The organism is Shewanella hafniensis (genome assembly GCF_019655335.1).
Lineage (GTDB): Bacteria > Pseudomonadota > Gammaproteobacteria > Enterobacterales > Shewanellaceae > Shewanella > Shewanella hafniensis.
The window spans coordinates 1-20657 of record NZ_BPFD01000014.1; the positions used below are offsets into that span (position 1 = coordinate 1).

Genomic DNA, 20657 nt, shown 5'->3' on the forward strand with positions numbered 1-20657 from the left:
GTTCAATATGTAGATTTTTATGTGGATGGAAAAACATTGTTTCCTCAGTAGGCTCGGATGGTATTGAAATTATTCTATCTACAGTTAAAGGTAGTGAGAATTCTCTGATTCTTTTCATAAAGAGTTCTGAGTCAACATATGGAGATGTATGAAATACATTTCTTAAAGTATAGCAAGAATAGATATCTCTTTTGTCGGAAGTGAGATTTAACATATGGATGTAGCTAATAGATAAAGAGGCCAATGTTTGAATAAACATCGAATAATCGACAATTTTCATATCCTTAAATCCGACTTCATGAGCTAGCTTGCAAAAATCAAATGCATATTTATTTCTCTCTTGAGTCGCAATAAAACCTTTAAAATCAAATTGATTCAATGGAATGTCAAATCTTACTCTTCCTCCATGCCACCATCTTATAGTTAGTGATGCTAAGCTTGGATCATTATTCTCAATTTGACGTGCGATAAATCCATTCGCGGTGGTGTTTATAGCTTGCATTGGAGCGTGTACACCCAAAATATCGTTATTTGTATTCCTGACTATTTTTGAGAATTCATCAAAACTTAGGCTTTTTTCTGGTGCTAACTGTCCATCTGCAGGCTTAAAATAAATATGCACCCAAGGATTATCTGACTGGCTTTCTGGTAACTCTGGTATATTTTTTAAAAAATCTTTGATTTTATCTTGATGGTTTTTACCTCTTCGCCAAAGCTCATCAAGAATGTAACGATCAGTCTCCTCCTTTGGCTTAGATTGATCAGCCAGTCTTCTATAGATCCTTCCCGAAGCATGAATATGGGGTGTATTGTGACTCATCGGAATTCCGATAACCAGTATAGATTTTCCTTCCGCTAGGCCAATATCTTCAAGCGGTCCTTTGATTACCTTTTCTTCATACAAAACCTCTGGATTTACATGAGCTGCAGAAGCTTCTCGTATATCTCGTGATAATTTCTCTAGTTGTTCATTGGGAATACCTAAAAATTCTGAAGCAGTTCGGCTTCCATCAGGGGCCTCACTGATGCCAATAATTAACCATCCCCCATATTGATTAGCAAATGCTGAAAGATGTTTCGCGAAGTCTGTAATTTTCAACCCCTGGACTTTGTAATCAATGTACCATCCCTCAGAAACCTCTCTCAAAATAAGCAAATCATTAAAATCAATTTCTTCAATTTTATTTTTGAAAGGATAGTACGAATAATTAAGCAAGATTGACCTCTTGGTATGTTAGCAATTATCAATTGAGTTGTTTATAAGGAATAAATAGCACATTGTGACTTCGTCACTACTTTATCTATATTACTAGCGTATTTCATGCTATATGAATTTATTCTTTTGGGGTAGCTATTTTTCATACAGAAAGTAAGGACTCCCATACCTTTCATGGCCGCTATTTCACATATAATTCATATGCATATAGACAATTTCATTATGATGTAGGGAACATAATTGACCATGTGATCGCAGTATTTGTTCTTTCATGTGCTACAGATTACGCAGAAATTTGCCACGGCGAATTCTGATGCGGACGTGACCTTCGATGACATGGATGTCATCGTAGAGCCGCCATGGATGGCTTCACGGCGAGTCACGGGAACAGTTGAATTCGGCGTATCTGCGATTAGATCAATGTGCTTGGGCAATTCTTCTATTTTTGACCTAACCTTCCGTCATTTCAGCTCTACAAACAAAAACAGCCGCAAAAAATTTGCGGCTGTTTGCGATTAACACACTGTATTTGAACTGGGATTGAAAGCTTACATCAAACCACTCGCTAATCAGCAAGCATCGCCATGAGTGCGGGTAAAAACTCGTTATCTAGTGCGGCGATTTCGCTTTGTTCGATTAGTACTTGATTGAGAATGTCATGGCTGGTGAGGGGATTTGCGAGTACTACGCGAAACACCACGGTCGCTTGTCTAAAATAGCGGGCAGGGGAGATGCGGGTGCGGGAGACGAAGGATTTACCCTGTTCGCGCTGGTGCTTTTGAATAAACTGAGTGAGGCCATCGAGCAGCTCGTTAAAGCGGGCGAGTTTTACTGTGTCTGCTTGCTCACAGGCAAGCTGCATGGCGGCTTGGACACTGGCGGGGACGTAACGATAAGTCAGTAGACACAGTTCTGGTTCAGTGACCAGCTCAAAATCCTCATGGGCTTTGATTTGTTCGGCAAAATAGCGCGCTTTTTCAAGGCTGTTGTTGATTAAGATTTCATAACCATCGCGGCCGATGATCTGTAAGCAAGCGTGCACTAACATCGCCATGCCGGGGCGTGAACCTTCCAGCGTTTGGCTGCCTAAGTCCTTTGAACCTCGGCGCAGAATATATTCGGCGTGATGGGCAATGGCGTGGGCGAACTCTGGGTCTTTAAATAACACCATACCTGCGCCCATGGGCACATACATTTGTTTGTGGGCATCGATGGTAACTGAATCGGCAAGTTCGATACCTGCGAGTAAGTGGCGGTATTTATTGGATAATAAACTCGCACCGCCCCACGCTGCATCCACATGGAAATGACAATTTAACTCTTTTGCCAGCGCCGCTAACTCTGTCAGTGGGTCAACATTACCGGTTTCTGTGGTGCCTGCCACGCCAACAATCGCCAACACTTTGATGTTTTTACGGGCAAGTTCAAGGGCGGCTTGGCGCATTTTCGCGACATCGACCTTGTTATCGCTGCCCGTGGGAATGCTGATGATATTGTCTCGGCCGATACCAAGCAGATCGACGGCTTTGCCCAGCGAATAGTGACCGCGCTCCGAGACTAAAATCGCTAAATCGTCATAGCCATAGTGGCGCAGTGCCTTGAGTAAGCCTTCGCGGCTGACGCCTTTAAACTCGCCATCGGCCTTCAATAATTGGTTGCGGGCAATCCACAGGGCGGTGATGTTGGCAACCGTGCCGCCGGAGCAAAATGCCCCGAGGGAATGATTGGCGCTGTGCATCCAGCTTTGATAAAAATCCGCATCTTGGTCGTAAATCAAATGGTGCATCATGCCGAGCACTTGGCGCTCAAGCGGCGTAAAAGCCTTCGAGGTTTCGATTTTGACCAGATTTTGATTGAGCCCCACCATCATTTTCGACAGCGGCAACACAAAGTAGGGCAGTGCCGATGTCATGTGACCGATAAAACTTGGTGCCGCTGTGTGTACCGAATGCGCCACCAGATTTTGCATAATTTCGTCGGTGTAATCGGAAACAAAACGCGGCTGAGTTGGGATCTCAAAGGCTTGAAAATCGGTTTCAATTTCCGACAAAGGTTTTTCGAGCGCGGCGATACTGTCACCCAAAAAGCCTGCTAAATCCTCGGAGAGCTTTTGCTCGATAATACTCAGCGTTGATCCTGCATCTTCCGGTGCAGTAAAAATGCGCAGCAGACTTGCTTCGGATGCTGTGGCTTGGCGAGGGAGTTTCTGGGTCATGGGGCTTGCCGTCTATTAATTTTTATAGTGAAACCGCAAATTTGCTAGAAGAGTATAACGGACCAGTGACTTTCGACCAGTGACTCTCAAAATGTTCAATCAGCGGAATACCAAAAAGGGAGCTCACTTTACTGCAAGGCCTTTTAGGCATCAAGCACTAAAATTTTGTATTACCAAAGCGTTGCGGCCTAAATAAGCAAAGGCGCCGTTATGGCGCCTTTATGTTTAACTCGACGAGCCGCTCATTAAGCCTGAGCATGAGTCCTAAAATTCATGTTAGCCCTAAAAATTAGCGCTGGCCTAACATGAGTACCGCGCCGATATTTCGGGCGGTATTACTAAGGTTTAGCTTGGCATTGGCCAGCACATCATCGAGCGGACTTAAGTGCGGGATAATAGGGAAGATAGCCGCCATACCGTGATCCAATATGGCATTGGCGTTGTCACCTAAGCAGCCCGCGATACCGATAGTAGGAATACCCTGCAGTTTGGCTTGCTTTAACACGCCCATTGGGGTTTTACCAAACACGGTTTGACCATCGATGCGGCCTTCACCTGTGATCACTAAATCGGCGCCACGAATTTTGTCCGCAAGGCCAACGGTTTGCATCACAATCTCGACACCGGGTTTAAGCTCAGCATTTAAAAATGCCATCACGCCAAGGCCCATACCGCCCGCCGCGCCTGCACCCGCATGTTCACGCTGATCACTCATGCCACTTTGGGCAATCACATCGGCATAATGGGCGAGCGCGGTATCGAGCTGCTTAACCATCGCAGGCGTTGCGCCTTTTTGTGGACCAAAAATCGCCGAGGCACCACGCTCGCCGCACAGCGGATTATCAACATCACAGGCGACTTCGAAGGTGCATTGGCTCAGTAGTGGATGGGCGTTGGTCATATCGATTTGGGCAAGGTTCGCTAGCGCTGCGCCGCCAGAAGGCAAGGTTTTACCTTGGTTATCGAGCAATAAAATGTCCAGCGCTTGGGCCATACCCGCGCCGCCATCGTTGGTGGCACTGCCACCTAAGCCTAAAATGATGTGTTTTATCCCTCGATTAAGCGCATCACAAATCAGCTCGCCCGTGCCATAACTTGTGGTGAGTAGCGGATTACGTAGCTCCCTCGGCACATGGTGCAGACCTGAGGCCGAGGCCATTTCAATCACGGCAATCGCGCCAGTATTTGGAACCGTTGCCGAGCCATGGTTAGAGCGACTATCCGAGTCATTATCCGAGTCATTATTCGAGCCACTATTTGATAGATCACCAAGAATGCCATAGTGGGCTTGCACCCTATGCCCGAGTGGCCCCATGACCTCTAAGCTGACAATACTGCCGCCCGTGGTATCGACCATAGATTGCACTGTGCCTTCGCCGCCATCGGCAACGGGAATTTTGACTATGTCGCAGTCGGGTATCACTTGCCTTAAGCCTTGCTCGATGGCGTTGGCCACGTCGAGTGCGCTTAAGCTTTCTTTAAATGAGTCGGGGGCGATAACTATTTTCATTAAAAATCCTACAACTAAATGGGCGCGGTTTGCGCCCAATGGACATGCTTGAATCAAGGTTTAATCAAGGTTTAATCACTGTTCACTATCAGAGTAAGACTAAGCTGAGCACATACACAGTCAACATGGCGGTGACACCTTGAATAAGGGTTGCCATGGTTTGTGCTTTGTAAGCTTGTTTCACACTCATGCGGCTAAATTGGGTGACGACCCAGAAGAAGCTGTCATTGGCGTGGGAAACCGTCATCGCACCGGCACCAATCGCCATTACGGTTAACACGCGGCCCATATCACTGCCAAGACCAATATCGCCCAGCATAGGCGCGACTAAGGCCGAGGTTGCCACTAGGGCGACGGTGGACGAACCTTGCGCCGATTTAAGCGCCGCGGCGACGATAAAGGGCATAAAGATACCGATACCGAGTGCCGACAATGATGTGCCTAAAAAGTCACCGATAGGCGTGGCTTTTAAGACAGCACCAAAGGCACCGCCCGCACCTGTGATTAAAATAATCGGCGCGGCAGTGACTAACCCTTGGCTGATGCGCTCGCTAAATTCACTGATCTTATTCTCACCCTTTAATAACGACAGGGATAAGAATAGGCCAATCATCAGAGCGTTAACGGGCTGACCGAGGAACACTAGCGCGTCAAATAACCCTGCTTTACCTAAAGGCGCTGAAGGGAAGTTAGCGATAGAACCTAAACAAATTAATACGATAGGCACAAAAATCGGTGCGAAGGCTTTTAATGGGCTGGGCAGGGTGCCATAGCTTTTTTTCAGGGTTTCATAGTCGCTCGCTTCCGCTTTAAGCTCCTGTGCAACTTCACCATCTGGCTCAACATCGGCAAAACGGTTCGCCCATAACATGCCCGCTAATGCGGCAACGGCGGCCACAAAGAGACCCACGCCAATCACTAAGCCCAAGTTCGACTCTAAGCCTAAGTTACCCGCGGCGGCGATAGGCCCCGGTGTTGGCGGTACAAAGGTGTGAGTGGCATACAGACCCGTGGCTAAGGCAACGCTCATGGAGACGCTAGAGACCTTCATGCGGTTCGCCATCGATTGTTTTAGCGAGTTCAAGATCACAAAGCCCGAATCACAAAAGACTGGAATAGACACTAGGTAGCCGATGACCGACATAGTTAATGTCGGGAAGCGTTTACCTAATAGCTTGATCACCACATCCGCCATGGTAATGGCGGCGCCGCTTTTTTCTAGGATGATACCTATGATAGTCCCTAAGACGATCACAAGGCCGATATAACCTAAGATGCCGCCAAAACCTGTGGTGATGGTTTTAGCGATTTCTCCGCTCGGTAAGCCATAGGCGAACGCCGCGATAAAGGCGGCTAGAATTAAGGTTAAAAAGGGGTGGAGTTTAAATTTTGAGGTCGCGATAACAATAAATGCAATCACGCCGATAAGAATAAGCACTAAGTTCATATTATGTCCCGTTCAGTTCTTGGCTGAAGTTTTTGAGTAAGTTTTTTGACTTATATTGTAGGGCGCAGTGCTTATTTGGGCCTGAGTCCAAATGAGGGCTGCTTTAAGGTTATCCTATTTTAAGATCATCCTATTATTGTGCAGGCATGCTTGAATAGCTTTGGTTAAATCCACGGAATTACCGCGTTATGTTTCGCCATTTTTGTGCTCATGCACAAAAATGCTTAGGTGAATTCGAATGTAAGAGGGGGCATTTTGTCGATAAGGGGGGCTTGTCGGTAAGAGTTGGCAAATAGGGCTATTTGCCAACCTTAAATAGGAGGAACTTGGCTTAACTCGTCGTTTTATTGGCGACGAATAAAAGATTCGACATAGGCAGCGGTGCGAGCATTGAGTATCGGATCTGCAGACGCGGCAATGCCCTTAGGTAATAACAGCGGGTTGAAAATGCCTTTATCGCACTGTTGCACTTGGGGATCGCTATCTCGTTCACCGTTAATCACCACTTGGCCTACTAGTAAGCGCTGGCGAGTTTCAGGCCAAATCACGGTAGGGTCATTGATTTCATCGCCCGTTTCAGCCAATTGAATATAGAGATTCCATTGTGCTGGCTGGGTTTTAATGCGCTCGAGTAATTCCGCCTTTAAAAAATCGTCACCCAGATTAGCAAGTTCGCTGGCTGACAGTGCTGCCGTACCTGCGACGGGTTCAAAAATCCACTTTCCCGCAACCGTTTCACCTTGCTGAGCGCCACCTTTTTGGGTGCTAAACAGGAAGCTATTCACGCCGTAGTAGCGGCTGTTGGCAAAACTTGGGCTAGGAGGCAGCTGTTTGACATAGTCGAAAAAGGCTTTAGCGCTGGGTTGATTGTCGATAAGCCACTGTTTACCTGCTGCGCCTTGTTTCACTTTGGTCTGAAAGGTAAAAAAGTCTTCTAGATTACTGGCGAAGAAAACGGGGACGTTAGTGGTAACAAAGTTAAGGTTTTCTTTATCGCCATCTATTTTGAGTGACATAAAGCGCCCAGCGGTTTTATCGGAGATCTGTGGATTTGTGCCGCCGAGGGAGAAACGGGCAGTGACCTTAATGGCATCTTGATTAAAAAACGGAATCGCCAGTGTTTGTTGTAATTGCGGATCCGGTTTAAAACTGCCTGAGGTGCAAAATCCCTTAGTGTGATTACGCAGTTTCACTTTTTTACCCGCCTCGCGACTTGCCGCATCGGGCGTGCCATTAACGGCATCAACCAGCTCGGGAATGGTTTTCTCGGCCGCGACTAATGTGGGTGAAGTTAGTACTACGCCTGTGATGATGCAGGCTTTGGCGAGTAAAGTCAGTTTGAATGGTGTCATTGCAATTCCTTTCAATGGACAGGGTCGAGCGTTCGATATGTCGACGCAAAACTGTTATCAGAAACTATAGGAAAGGCAATACGGTATAAATCTTTCAATCGATCTGTTAATACATGCTTTATTGACTCAATTGCATAGGAAATAACATCCTTTACCTTGGGGGGGACGAAGTATCAAGCAGTTGCCCAAGATATAAACTCAATAATCCATGTAGGGATTGAATATCGGCATGGGTGATTTGCTGAATTTTATCGAGGCGATATCTCAGTGTGTTGCGATGTATAAACAGCGCATTCGCGCATTGCTGTGCATCGCCAAAGTGGGTGATATAGGCGGCTAAGGTTTTGCGTAACTGGCCGTTTTTATCGGCATTGGCGAGTTGCTGATAGGGGGTTGCGAGTGCCTGACCGCGCCAGTCATGTTTAAGTCCTGCAAGAAGTACTTGTAGAGAATAATCTTCGAACAGGTATTTATTACTCTCAGCATTGCGTTGTTTACCTAGTGCTAAGGTTTCCTGCGCGGTTTGATAGGAGCGCGCGATACCGCCTTTTTCGGGGAAGAAGTGGCCTAAGGCAATTTTAAAGTTTAAATCCATTTGGGCGGGTAAACGTTGTAACAGCTTATCGATACGCTGATTTTCAAGTTCAGGATCCCATTGTTTTCCATCTAAAAAAGCGGGCTTTAGGATCACCAATTGCGACATTGAGGTCATGGCAATCAAGTTACCACGATCCGGATTTTGCAATAGATGCAGCACTTGCTTGAGGGTTTCGCTGACTCTGGGGCTGCGTTCATCTACGGACTGACTGGATGCCTCTGCTAAGGACAAGGCCGATGAAATGGTGTCAGTCTTTAAATGTTGTTTCTGGGTGTGTTTCTCGCTGATCTCAATGATGGCCGCGACTCTTGGCAGGCTGATATCAATGTCGAGCTGTTTTGCCCAGCGGTGCAACTGTGCATCATCGGTTTCAGCTTTGATCAGTTGCAGAATAAATTCTTCCCGCTGGCGATTTTCCCACTGCAATTTATCCTGCAGGTTGGCTTGTTCGACAATCATTTCGGCGGTCATTTTAAGTAATTCGCCGTAATGGGTAAGCTGACTCGGATCGCCAGTAATGCCGACAACACCTATGATTTGTCCTTGATAATGCAAGGGTAAATTGATGCCAGGTTTAACGCCATGTAATCCAGAGGCCACTTCTTGGCTTATCTCCACATTGCGATTTTGGGCAATGGCCAGCAGCGCACCTTCGTGGGTCGAGCCAATACGTTTGGGATCGCCGGAGCCTAAAATTACTCCTTGGCCGTTCATCACATTGATATTGTGGCCGATAATTTTCATCGTGCGACTCACAATCTGTTTAGCGATGGCAGAATCAAGCAGATACATATAAGTGCCTAGTGGGGTTGAAGGTTTAACAGGGATGCAATACGCATTCTTAATCTGGGTAGCATATCGCGTTCAAACTCAGGATGCAGCTTAAGCCAAAGATTATTACGCGGGCTTGGGTGCGGCAAGACAAGATACTTAGGCCAATATTGCTGCCACTGCGCGCACGCTTGGGTCACTGTGATGGGCTTCAGTTTGGGGATGGTTTTTGCTTTGGCGCTGGACGATACATTTATGTGGGTTGTTTGAGGCTTAGTGAGCGGCGAAGTGAGGTTTATGGCCACGGACGATTCACGCGGTAGATGATAATCGATGGCATATTGGCCGAGGATCACGATTAACTCTATTTGGGGCATTAACGCAAGTAAGGCTTGATGCCAAGTGGCGGCGCATTCGGGGCGCGGTGGTTTATCACCCTGCTTTTTAGCGTTTTTTTCTATACTGCCCGGAAAACAAAATCCCATAGGGACAATGGCAAAAAGGGCTGGGTCGTAAAATTGCTCCCGCGTGACATTCAACCAAGTGCGCAGCCGTTCACCGCTGGCATCGTCAAATGGTATGCCTTTATGGTGGGTTTTCACGCCCGGAGCTTGGCCCGCAATCAAAATCCGCGCTTGGCTACTGGCCTGTAATATCGGCTTGGGCGCTAAGGGTAAATCGGCCTGACATAAAGTACAGGCGTTAATTTTCGTCAGCAGCGCTGCCATTGATGCAGAATTGGGCGGCGATACTGTTTCGCTTAGCGGTGATGACGCCGGCGCGTTAGTGCAATGTGTTTTAGTCAAAATTTGTCTTAGTCAGTGGTCAGTGGTTAGTGCCCGTGGTTAATGTCATCGCTGATTTATTTTCAATCAGGATTGGAACATCATCGCCGTTTGATATAGCCAGTAGCCAAAAAGACCGTACCCCAACAATAAGCCCAAGTAGCTTAATAACTTAGGCACTCTACTTGGGCTTGAAGCCAAACAGATGTGGGTTAGCACAATGGTAAAAAAGGCTAAGGGCGCAATGACATAACTCAAGGCTAGGATGAATAATGCCCCTAGGCTGATGATCCAATCGGCATTACGATTGGCGGGTTTATCGATTTGGCACAGTTGTAGTGGCAATAATATCAAACCAATCCCCACACAAATAATGCCTAAGTTCAAGGCGAAATCACTCCAACCTCTGTGATCATAGATGGCTAAGGCGACGGCAATCAGCGGTACGATTAAGGCGCTTAATACATGACCTTTGGCAAAGGCGGTACTACGATACTGACCCGCAAAAAAGAATAAACCCTGTAAAAATAAATTGATCAAGGTAAAGCCGCCGAGGCCGAGAATGATAAACAGGCTGGCGGTGCCGCCCGAGGGGTCGAACGCCAAGGCGGGTAAGGGCAATAGACTCAGCCCCAGTAGGGCGGGAAGAGACGACAAGCACTTAGATTGGCAGAGGGAAGAATAAATACGCATGGACTCAGAGGATTAACCAAAAGATTGAATTAAGATCCGCTAAAGTGAGCTAAAACTCAAGGAATAAGGTTTTTATGGGCAGACTTTTGCGCCAGAGTCTGATCTTATTCAAGATTTTTACTCATATCTGGGCTGATGTAATGATTTTACATCTGACTTTACATGTGACTGCTGCGGTTAAACAAAAGCCCGCAAGATGCGGGCTTTTGGATTGTCTATCATTGAGGATTAGAGCTTGTAGCTCATGCTTAACATGATCATCTGCGCTGTATAGTCATGGCTATTGCTGCCAAAGCCTACGACGTTCCAAATGCCATCAACGGCGATATCATTGGCAGCGTCATTGTCCTTATAGTTCTCAATTTTATAATCCAAGCGCAGCGCCATTTTCTCGGTGGCTTGATATTGAGCGTATAAGTTAATGTTGTGCACTTTGGCAAAATAATCACCATAGTCGCCTGTGATACCTTGTCTCACTTGGGTGTTACTGTTGGAGTCTGAATAGGTGTAATCCAGTCCCATGCGTAACTTGTTCTCAAGTAAGTTGTTGTAGCTAATGCCTGCGCCGACAACATCGACTTTATCTTCAATGAAGCCCATCCAGGTTGGGGTGCTGTAGTTGCTGCTTCCCGCCTGTTCAGATTCAATGATTTGATAGTTATAGAAGGCGGTTGCCAGTAAATCATCGGTGATCATATAGCTGATGTTGGCATCATAACTGGTGTCTTTTGACTCAGTTAAACCGATGACAGTATCTGTGTAGTCATCGAATGCGTAACGGGCACCGAAATCTAGAGTCAGGCTTTCGATAGGCGAGTGAGTGACTCGAGCTTCCACTTGGGTTCTGTCACGGTTCGCCAGATTGTACTTACGCAACAGGCTATTGGTTTCAGAGGATGTCCATTCAGAGGCTTGATATTGCGAGCCATCACGTTGACCGTAACTGCCCTTAACCCACATATCCCAAGTTTCGAAGCTGTTGACTCTAAAACGCACCCAAACCGTGTTCTCATCCGTGGTTTCACGGTCTTGATAATTACGTTCATCACGTTTGAAGTCATAGCCACCATCGAGTTTCATGCCGTTGGTAATACGATAATCTGCGGCCACTTTGAAGCGTTGGCTGGTGTTATCGTAAGGGGTATTGTAGGCCACCTTACCGTTGACATTGTTGATGCTGACTTGGGTCCACTCTTCAATCTGTGTATTGTTATCGCGGTCGTTATAGTCGTAGCTACCACTTAAGCGCAGTGAGTTGGTGACTTTGCTGACCACTTTTAAGTTTAAGCCGATAAGATCGACCTTGGCATCTAGGGCTTCAGTTGGCACTTGATAACCATAACCTGAAGTCACTAACGCTTGGTCTTGACTCATTTGTCCTGCAAGCACGCGAGCCGATAGCACATTGGTACTGTCGTTGTATTGGCCCATTAACGAGACAGTGTGTGACTGATTGTCTGGATCAAGGGCGATAGAGCCCGTGGTTTGCGCGCCAAAGGTTGGATTAAATGCACTGTCGAAATTTAACTGGTTGTACTCGTTCTTAAAAATCGAGCCATTGTAGTTAAGTGCAGTGAACCAGTTGTCGCCTTTAAGCTTGATACCCGCTTCAATGGAGTCAGTGGTGTAATCAACAGGCTCGGCTAACATCATAGATTGGTTGAAGAATCCACCTGATGCTTTTTTCAAGCCGGTTTTTTCTTCACGCAGGTAGCTCACATGTGTGCTCCACAGCGACTCGCCTTGATAATCAAAACCAAGCCCTGTGCGCTCACGTTTAAGCGACAGTTCTAAGGCGTTCAGGCTGTCCATCAGTAATGGCATTTGGCTGCTTGAACCCGCCGTCACCCAGTTGTCTGGCAGCGTTAAATTATCGCTGCCCACACCCGAGTAGGGCGTTAAGGCACTGTTGCTGTTGTAAGTGGCAATCTGGCGATAGTTCACATTGACATTGTACTGGCCTTGTTTGCCGGCATTGACCTCTAAACGGCCGCCATCCATGCCCAGTTGATAGGCTTCAACGCTGGCGCGATAGCCTTTTTCACCGCGAAAGGTGACATCAGCATCCAATTTCCCTGCGACTTCGTTTGACGTCCCAAAGGCATTCGCCGAGCGAATGTCCTCTTCACTGTTATAACCTACGCCGACACCCACAGTGCCCGATGTGCCCGTTTCAACAACGCAGCCTTTACAGCTCCATGCGGACATTTTGACTTTTTCGGTATTGGCATTGGCTAAGCCATACCCATCGGCCGCTATCGCAAAACCTGTGTTTGCCAGTAACGCCAGAGTGATCAAATTGAGTTTAAATTTCATTTTCTCGTCTCCTTAGCGCTGTAATAGCTTGCCAGATGGATGGTTTGAACCATGGACCTGACTGTGGCAATTTAAACAGCTTCTTCCACCCGTGAAGGCATTGTCGCCGACGTTTGAACCTAAACCAGTGTTACCTAAGTAAGCATTGCTGGCATGGCCATCGCTGGCGTGACATTGCTGACACAGCTGCGGTGCGCGGGTTTTCAACATGGCATCATTCACACTGCCGTGAGGATTGTGGCAAGTCACACAGTTCTCAGTAACGGGTGCATGTTCCCACAGTTTGGGGCCGCGTTTTTCGGCGTGGCAGGAGTAACAGGTTTCGTTAATGCTCGGCTTGTTTAGATCGGAATCTGTCATGCTGCCATGGGGATTATGGCAATCGCTACAGGTCATTTGAGCCCATTTTAGTGGGTGACTCGAGCGTTTGTTCATGTCTGCTTTTTGCTTAGTGTGGCAGCTAGTACAGACTTCCATTTCAGTGTTTTTTGATAACACAGGATCTTTTGCCACATGCACTTGGTGGCAAGAGGCACAAGCGACATCGGCATTGTCATGGTGACTGCCGTTCCAAGACACACGTTTGTCATCTTGGTGACAGCTCATACAGACACTGTTTTGTTTTTCAGCACTTAAGGTCGATTGCTTACCGAAAGTGATCATCGGCTCGTTGCCGCCTTTATTGTGTTGACCTAAAGGACCATGACAGGCTTCACATTGCAGGCCCGCCATTGGGCTTTTTGATGAATCAATGGCGCCGTGGACACCTTTGAACAGGTCCATCACTTTTTCAGATTTTTTATGGCACATCAAACAAGAATCGGCGCCTTTAGGGGAGTAGTTGCCTTCGGCAAACTTCTTATCTAAGGTGGCTTCGACTTGCTCTGGCGTCATTTTTTCATCCCATTTTGACGCATAAGCGTTTGGTGCGATGCATAAAGACATGACTGCTGACATTGCCATGGTGATGACAAGTGCCGGCAGTAGGTTTTTCATTTTTAGGCTGTTCTTCATAATAGGCTTCCCAATTTGTCCCAACAAATTTCAAGAAAGGGGGAGCGAACTCCCCCTGCTTGGGCAAATTACATTTTCACCTGAGTGTGATCTGTTGGTGTGGGTTTGTGACAGTAGAAACAGGTTTCTGACTGCGCCGCTTGGTTAGCTTGAACATAATCACCATTCACAATTGCGCCCATATTTTCTAAGCCGTGGCCAATGGATTCTGGCGCGTGGCATGAAGTACAAGTGGCTGTGATTGGCGTGGTGTATTTACCTGCAGAAGTGGCCAGTGCACCCTTCACTTTGAACGCGTCTAAGTTGAAGTCGTTGTGGCACTGAGTACATTCTTTGATAACGCCTTGCTCACCGTGAACTACGTGCAGTTTCATTTCGAAACCACCTTTGTTTGCACCAGATGCATAGGTACCATCTGGGGTATGACAGGCCACACAGGCATCCACACCGACAATTGGCTTACCGTTCGCATCTTTAGCATGTGAAACTTGTTCAGACATTACAAAGCCTGCATGGTGTCCTTTGTGGATTTCGAAGGTATCGCTGTGACAGCCTTGACAGGTACTGAAGTTAACAGAGTTAACATGGCGCATGCTTGGGGCGTTGCCTGATTTTGTGCCAAAGGCGAGCTCAGCTTTCATACTGGTTGTCACGCTATCAGCGGTACATGCGGTTAAGCTAGTACCAGTGCTACACATTTCCAGACCGATAAAGGTAAAGGCCGTATCTGTATCGCCAGCACCGAAAGGCAGGGCAGGTGTAGTGAATACCAGTTTACCGTCAACTAAGGTTACGTCAGCTTGCAGTGCGCCATCTTTGACTAAGTCTTTCGCAATTTTCGCCGCACCACTACCAGGGCTCTTGTTGTAACCCATAATTGGGAAGTTAGGGCCAACGTTAGTGACAGTTTCTAAACGTTTAATCTTGTCTTGAACCGTTGCCGCATCAATCGCGTTACCGTCTTTGTCTAAGATAGAGACAGTTAATACCGCAGTATCATCAGCTTGACCCACGAGAGTCGCTTGCATACCTAACTGAGCGATAACGGCTTTCTTGTCTGCAGTCTTGCTTGTGTGTAGCTCGGCAGTCCAGTCGCTGTTATGACAGGCGATACAGTTTGAGTTATCTAGCTGTTGTGAATGACCTTTGCCTGCGGCAAAATCCACTGTGCTATGACAGCTTCCACAGGTAGCGGCAGTTGGAATACGTGACCAATTACCCCAATCTGGCGTGGCATCGTTTGCAGCATGACAGCTTTGGCAGCTTTCCAATGAACCTAAAGTCAGGTCTTTGTGTTTAGCGTGAACGAGAACATTGAACTCTTTACCTACGCCAACTTTGCCTGCTGTGTGGCAAGTTGCACAGTAGTTAACATCTGAGTACGCGCCGCCGTGTTTCACATTAGCTAAATCTTGGTGACAGGTATTACAGCTTTCAGTGGCAACAATCTTGCGGCTGTATGTCGCTGCAGCACCGGTATCGGCCGTAAAGTCGACAAAGGCGTTACTGTTAGGGACTTGAGTACCATCGGGTAACGGCGTGTTATAAGCGCGGATTAATACCCGTTGAGCTAACTGATCGTTGTAGGTGATTTTAGCGTTAGCGGTCAAGTTCATGTTGAAGGTATAGCTGTAGTGACCGTTTTTCTTGTCAACAAAGGTCCCTGGGCATGTTGCTGCCACATCACAGGTTTCATCACCAAAGTATTGCCATTGTGAGGCATTACCGGCACCTGTCGCCCCTTGCGGGATCAACTGTGCTGCGGCGAAGCGCATCTTTTGGAGACCAACGACGGGTAAGTCATCTTCGTTAGTCACAGTAAACTCAACACTCGGTACACCGTTAGTGATAACAGATTTATCAAACGTGAAATTAAGGGTTTGAATCGCTGGAGCAGGTTCGCCACCAGGTTCACCGGGATTACCATCATTACCATCGCTGCCACCACAGCCAGTTAAGGCCATAGTGACTGCACTTGCTGCTAACAGCAGTGCGATTTTAGTTGTTTGTGCGTTCATCATTTTTTCCCTGCATAGGTTTGGCATTGCTTAAACGCTATGTTCTAGAGCCAACAGATTCTATGTCTGTGTTTTTGGTCACTAGAAGCGACTTAAGTGGATGCTGGAAATAGAATTCCCCAAGGAAAGGCTAACCTAACATGACCTTAAAATCTCCAAGGCCTTTGCTAATGTGTGACTTGGATCTTTCTATTTCTAAAGAGGTATTTAAAGCGAGAGGTAAAAACGATTTCAGATCAAAAAAACAGCGGATTTTTAAATGGCAAGAATATAAAGAGAGAGGTAAAAACCTCTCTCTTTAGTAACGATAAAACATTGCTCTGAATGAGAGCGTTATATCTGCTTAATTACCGTGAACTTTACTTAATTGAGCTGGGGTATGACAAGTTGCACAGCTTTCTGATGCACGAGTTTGCACATCGGCTGCACTGCTGCCATTTAAAATACCACCGTTAGTCTCAATGTGAGATTTTGTCGCATCAGTCAGATATTTTTGGTGACAGCTTAAACATGCGCCTGCATCTGAAGATACCCAAATATCGGCACCGTTATTATTGATATCACCGTAGCGCCATGTGCGATCAGGCTGACGTCCTAAGGTAATACCTGTAATGACGTTTGCTTTATCAACTGTATGGCATGTCGCACAATCGGTTTTTAGCACAGTGCCTGATTGTACACCCGCATATTTCAGGTAATGGCCTTCACGTTCGTGAGCTTTCCACGCAAAGCTAGTTGGGATCTTACCGCCAGGATAGTTGGCATCATTTTTCAAGGTTTTATCCGAAGTATGACAAGTTTGGCAATTTACACCGTTGTCATAGTGGTGGATTTCTTGATTGTGACAACCTTGACACTTAGTTGCATCAATAATGTCGCGACGTGTCGCTGCCTTGGCAGTGCTGTCCACTCCCGTATCTTTCCAAACGAAATGATATGGTGCTTGTTTAACCGCGACTTTACTTACACTGTCAGCAGTGCAATCTGTCATAGCTACGTCAGCAACGCCATAACCGCCATTGTTGAAGCACACTTCTAATGTTGACCACAGCTCGAATGTTTTACCATTTGCATCAGCGGGTAAACTGAACTTAGTGCCTGTTAATGAGTAGGTTTTATTCGCTTCATTATAGGTACCTTCACTTAAAGCGATACGACGATTGCTATAAGAGGCATCAGCATAGCTTGGGTAATCTTTATCAGAATCCCATGCTACGACAACGCGTGAGCTTTGATTTACGAAGGCTTTATCAATGGCATTGCCCTCTTTGTCAACAACTTGGACATCAAAAGTGATTTTGCCCGTGTCATTCACGCCGACATTAGTGAACTTAATGCCCATGGCTTTAGTTTCTGTGTAAGCTTTCAGCACATCACCATGACGTTTAGCTGCACTACCTGTGCCGTTGTATGGTTCAGTTGCATTATGACAAGCGACACAATCACTGCTGCTGTGGTGAGCTGATGGTTTTTCTGTGTGGCAACCAATACAGGCTTGATTGCTTAAGTCGGCTTTAAATAGATCGGCATTCGCTGGTGCACCCGCTCCTTCAACGTGACAGGCTGCGCAATCCGCTGCAGGTTTTAATGGGAAACCGACCTTGCCGTAGTCAATCACTTTGCCACCATAACCAACAATCTTATAAGGGGCAGGTACTTCAGCGCCTGTCTCATCGAAGGTATGACGCTCGCCACCTTTGTGGATAGCATGGATCATGTAAGTGAATTCAATGCTATTACCTGACTCAGGATCGCCAGAGGTTGCCGTATGACAAGAAGCACAGTTTTCAATATCAACTCTACGGCCACCGTGTAACGCTAAACTTTCTGGCTGGTGACAGGTATAACAGGCTGTTATTGAAACAACGTTGCGGGTTTGAATACCTTCAGTTTTGCCTGTAGAAGGTTGCCAATCAAAATGGGCGTTGGCAGCAAGCTGTGGTAATTCAAGTTCTAATGTTGCCCGTTGAGTCGCTTCAGCACTGTAAGTAATCGCTAAGGGTTCAGTGACATTGGCGATATTGGCTTGATAGGTATAGCTATAGTTACCATCGCCATGATCCACTAAACAGGTATCACACTTGGCAGCGGCTTCAACGTTGGCTTGAAATTGAGCTGATGGATTGAGGTTATCCACGCCAGAAGGCGCTGTGCCAGGTTCTTTTTTGGCATTAATGTAGGCTTGCCATTGGTAACCGCGGTCGGCGGGTTTGGCTGGATCATCCGTTGCTTCAGTCACATGTGTGAGCTGTGCAATACCAAAACGTATGTCGTGAGTTTTATTTAAGCCTAGTACTGCAACGCCATTCGCATTTTCTAATGTGAAATCGACCGTAACCTTACCTGCATCGATAGTGGCATTAGTAAAACTTGCTTTCAGTGTAGGCGTTGTATCGATATTGACACCAACAACACCCGGTTTACCGTCTTCACCATCTTTACCGTCACTACCACCGCAACCGGCGAGTAGTAGAGAGAGTAAACCGGCACCCAACATCGCTTTTGTTGCGGCATTGAAATTGAACCGTTTCATCATGATATTTCCCTGCAATAGTTGTAATCATCATCAAATGCTTGGTAGATAAGAATAAATCTCATTACCCGCATAGGATGTGTGGAATTAGTTTTCCATCTGTAAGGCTAACTAAGTCACTGGTATTAATCAGTCACTTTAGGTGGGTAATGTGACTGAGATCTGACTATTTCTTTAGGAGTAGATGACTGCATAGTATGAGTTCCTTTTATATCTGCAGTTGCTGGCCTTTTTAGGTCAGCATCATAGGTTTAGTTTATGGGATGCACTTTTAACACGTCCGCGACGCCGCCTTGTCCATGACAGAAAGCACAGGTTTCAGTTCCTGCAGTTGCATCGGCTTTTGTGCCTGCAAAAACAGCACCTTGCTGAGCCATGTGGTTATGAGTGCTGGTAGCTGAATGGCAGTTGCTACACACAGCGGCAATCGGGCTGGTAAAAGTGCCGTTATCGAGGGCAAGGGGTTGTACCGCTGAATTTAAAGGAAGGGCGACGGTAGATATGCCCGCAGAATCGTTAACATGGCATTGGGTGCAGTTACCGATTTTTCCTGGGTAGTTTAGGTTTTCAAAACCAGTGAATTGGCTGGTGTGAATACCGTGGATCAGCTGCTTAAAGTCAAACGATGTGGTGGAAGGATTGGCTGCCGTCGCATCGGCCAGCATATTGGCGTTATGACATAGCTGACATTGACCACCGAGATCGTTGCGTGAGCCGTGGATATTAAGCTTTTGATCGCCATGGCAATTGCCGCAGCTTGTATTACTAACAACAGTGCGACGACCCGTACTGCTTAATGCTGCCGTATCAAAATAACTGTGGCTGGCTTTAATCACTAACACTTCCGCCAGTTCTGTCGTGCAATCAACGAGTACCTTGTCTTTGGCGTAGACTCGGCCTTGGATCGCGAGTCCGCCATGATCCGCTTCAGTGCCCGCAGGCACGGTAAGGCCCGCTATTGTATAGGTATAAATGCCATTTGAGCCTGACTCGGGGGTGGATTCCGGCAGCTTGATTGAGCGGGCAGAGCGGGTCGCGTAATCAAAACTGGTTCCCCAGTTGGCATATACCCTTAAATCATTGATGAATTTTAACTTATCGGCACTGTCGCTGTAGACGCTACCAGTAGCTGGGTTCATCAAGTTAACCGCGACTGTGACTGTACCATTGGCATCCATACTGGCGCTGGTAATGCTTGGGCTAAATTGCATCAGTGCCGCAGTTTTGTCTTCATCACTGTGAACGCTTGCGGTCCAGTCGGCATTATGGCACGCCACGCAGTTACTGTTGTCGGCCTGCGCTGGGTGTCCTTCGCCTGCGGGAAAATTAATTTGTGTATGACAGGCGCCACAGGCTTGCATGGTTGGGACTCTGTGCCAATTTTGCTGCTCAGCTAACTCAGCCTTATCGACATGACAGGTTTGGCAGTCACTGATGGGTTGCGGGAAACCGGTTAGATGTTTGCTGTGGACCATTTGCGGGAAAATATCCGCAGGGTTACTGACTTTTTTGCTGTTATGGCAAGTGACGCAGGTTTCGATTTGATTATATTTACTGCCATGGAAAGCAAGATCGCTGTGGCAACTATTACAGGTTTCTATTGTGACTAAGTTACGGGTGTAAGCGACATTATCCCCAGAAGATTGCCAGTCATAATGTTGATTGGTAATAGGCAAGGGCGTGTTATCGGCAAGTTTATCGCCGCCGATTTTGACCACCATTCTTTGGGTCGCTTCGGGCATAAACGTCACCCCATTCATGCCATTAAACGGTGCGCTGAAGATGTAGCTGTAGTGACCGTTTTTATGATCTGTGAGACTGCCAGGGCAAGTTGCCGCGCAGGTTTCGGCGGTAAAATGCTGCCATTCACTGCTATTACCCGCACCTGTATAACCTTGCGGCAGAAGCTGCGCCGCAATAAACGTCGCCGATGGGACACCAATCACGGCTTCATCATCTTGATTGCTCACTTGAAAATCCACTTGAGCAATACCATCTATCATTTGAACTTTATCGACCGTGACCTTTAGGCTAGTGATGGTTAACGCGGGCGGTTTTGCGGGTTCACCGGGATTGCCATCTTGGCCGTTATCACCGCCACAGGCGCTTAATAGCGAGACTAAGGCCAGCATCAGACTGAATTTCGAGCTCATTTTTGCAAACTTGTTCATATTTCTATCCTTGGAATG

13 protein-coding genes are annotated in these 20657 nt (G+C 46.8%); all 13 read right to left on the bottom strand.

The window, feature by feature from the left end; all coding sequences use genetic code 11:
* A partial coding sequence (locus K5Q99_RS06310; protein ID WP_220776373.1) for an AlbA family DNA-binding domain-containing protein occupies nucleotides 1-1216 on the bottom strand: 1216 nt, incomplete at its 3' end.
* A 565-nt stretch (nucleotides 1217-1781) separates the two neighbouring features.
* On the bottom strand, nucleotides 1782-3431 hold the full coding sequence (gene panP / locus K5Q99_RS06315) for a pyridoxal-dependent aspartate 1-decarboxylase PanP (protein WP_220776374.1): 1650 nt from the start codon (nucleotides 3429-3431) through the stop codon (nucleotides 1782-1784).
* Nucleotides 3432-3720: 289 nt separating this feature from the next.
* Nucleotides 3721-4941 (bottom strand): glycerate kinase, encoded by a 1221-nt coding sequence (locus tag K5Q99_RS06320; protein ID WP_220776375.1) that lies wholly within the window; start codon nucleotides 4939-4941, stop codon nucleotides 3721-3723.
* A gap of 88 nt (nucleotides 4942-5029) precedes the next feature.
* Nucleotides 5030-6388, bottom strand: a complete 1359-nt coding sequence (locus tag K5Q99_RS06325; protein ID WP_220776376.1) for a GntP family permease — start codon at nucleotides 6386-6388, stop codon at nucleotides 5030-5032.
* A gap of 344 nt (nucleotides 6389-6732) precedes the next feature.
* Complete coding sequence (locus tag K5Q99_RS06330; protein ID WP_220776377.1) at nucleotides 6733-7740, bottom strand: catalase family peroxidase; 1008 nt, start codon at nucleotides 7738-7740, stop codon at nucleotides 6733-6735.
* A gap of 151 nt (nucleotides 7741-7891) precedes the next feature.
* Entirely contained in the window at nucleotides 7892-9130 is a 1239-nt protein-coding gene (locus tag K5Q99_RS06335; RefSeq protein ID WP_220776378.1) for a sugar diacid recognition domain-containing protein, read from the bottom strand.
* An 8-nt stretch (nucleotides 9131-9138) separates the two neighbouring features.
* Complete coding sequence (locus K5Q99_RS06340; protein ID WP_220776403.1) at nucleotides 9139-9837, bottom strand: uracil-DNA glycosylase family protein; 699 nt, start codon at nucleotides 9835-9837, stop codon at nucleotides 9139-9141.
* A gap of 144 nt (nucleotides 9838-9981) precedes the next feature.
* Nucleotides 9982-10587, bottom strand: a complete 606-nt coding sequence (locus K5Q99_RS06345) for a Sec62 family protein translocation protein (protein WP_220776379.1) — start codon at nucleotides 10585-10587, stop codon at nucleotides 9982-9984.
* A gap of 228 nt (nucleotides 10588-10815) precedes the next feature.
* A complete protein-coding gene (locus K5Q99_RS06350) occupies nucleotides 10816-12903 on the bottom strand; it encodes an MtrB/PioB family decaheme-associated outer membrane protein (protein WP_220776380.1) in 2088 nt (695 codons plus the stop codon).
* Nucleotides 12904-12915: 12 nt separating this feature from the next.
* A complete protein-coding gene (gene mtrA, locus K5Q99_RS06355) occupies nucleotides 12916-13917 on the bottom strand; it encodes a decaheme c-type cytochrome MtrA (RefSeq protein WP_012588040.1) in 1002 nt (333 codons plus the stop codon).
* A gap of 68 nt (nucleotides 13918-13985) precedes the next feature.
* Nucleotides 13986-15938 carry an OmcA/MtrC family decaheme c-type cytochrome gene (locus tag K5Q99_RS06360; RefSeq protein ID WP_220776381.1) on the bottom strand — a complete coding sequence of 651 codons (1953 nt, stop codon included), beginning with the start codon at nucleotides 15936-15938 and terminating at the stop codon, nucleotides 13986-13988.
* A gap of 340 nt (nucleotides 15939-16278) precedes the next feature.
* Nucleotides 16279-18471 carry an OmcA/MtrC family decaheme c-type cytochrome gene (locus tag K5Q99_RS06365; protein ID WP_106650131.1) on the bottom strand — a complete coding sequence of 731 codons (2193 nt, stop codon included), beginning with the start codon at nucleotides 18469-18471 and terminating at the stop codon, nucleotides 16279-16281.
* Nucleotides 18472-18719: 248 nt separating this feature from the next.
* Nucleotides 18720-20639 carry an OmcA/MtrC family decaheme c-type cytochrome gene (locus K5Q99_RS06370; RefSeq protein WP_220776382.1) on the bottom strand — a complete coding sequence of 640 codons (1920 nt, stop codon included), beginning with the start codon at nucleotides 20637-20639 and terminating at the stop codon, nucleotides 18720-18722.
* Nucleotides 20640-20657 lie beyond the last annotated feature (18 nt).

Bases quoted from the DNA above. Each gene is read 5' to 3' on its own strand.
- mtrA (WP_012588040.1), bottom strand. From the start codon at position 13,917: ATGAAGAACAGCCTAAAAATGAAAAACCTACTGCCGGCACTTGTCATC.
- K5Q99_RS06350 (WP_220776380.1), bottom strand. From the start codon at position 12,903: ATGAAATTTAAACTCAATTTGATCACTCTGGCGTTACTGGCAAACACA.
- K5Q99_RS06325 (WP_220776376.1), bottom strand. From the start codon at position 6,388: ATGAACTTAGTGCTTATTCTTATCGGCGTGATTGCATTTATTGTTATC.
- K5Q99_RS06340 (WP_220776403.1), bottom strand. From the start codon at position 9,837: ATGGCAGCGCTGCTGACGAAAATTAACGCCTGTACTTTATGTCAGGCC.
- K5Q99_RS06345 (WP_220776379.1), bottom strand. From the start codon at position 10,587: ATGCGTATTTATTCTTCCCTCTGCCAATCTAAGTGCTTGTCGTCTCTT.
- K5Q99_RS06330 (WP_220776377.1), bottom strand. From the start codon at position 7,740: ATGACACCATTCAAACTGACTTTACTCGCCAAAGCCTGCATCATCACA.
- K5Q99_RS06335 (WP_220776378.1), bottom strand. From the start codon at position 9,130: ATGTATCTGCTTGATTCTGCCATCGCTAAACAGATTGTGAGTCGCACG.
- K5Q99_RS06370 (WP_220776382.1), bottom strand. From the start codon at position 20,639: ATGAACAAGTTTGCAAAAATGAGCTCGAAATTCAGTCTGATGCTGGCC.
- K5Q99_RS06365 (WP_106650131.1), bottom strand. From the start codon at position 18,471: ATGATGAAACGGTTCAATTTCAATGCCGCAACAAAAGCGATGTTGGGT.
- K5Q99_RS06320 (WP_220776375.1), bottom strand. From the start codon at position 4,941: ATGAAAATAGTTATCGCCCCCGACTCATTTAAAGAAAGCTTAAGCGCA.
- K5Q99_RS06360 (WP_220776381.1), bottom strand. From the start codon at position 15,938: ATGATGAACGCACAAACAACTAAAATCGCACTGCTGTTAGCAGCAAGT.
- panP (WP_220776374.1), bottom strand. From the start codon at position 3,431: ATGACCCAGAAACTCCCTCGCCAAGCCACAGCATCCGAAGCAAGTCTG.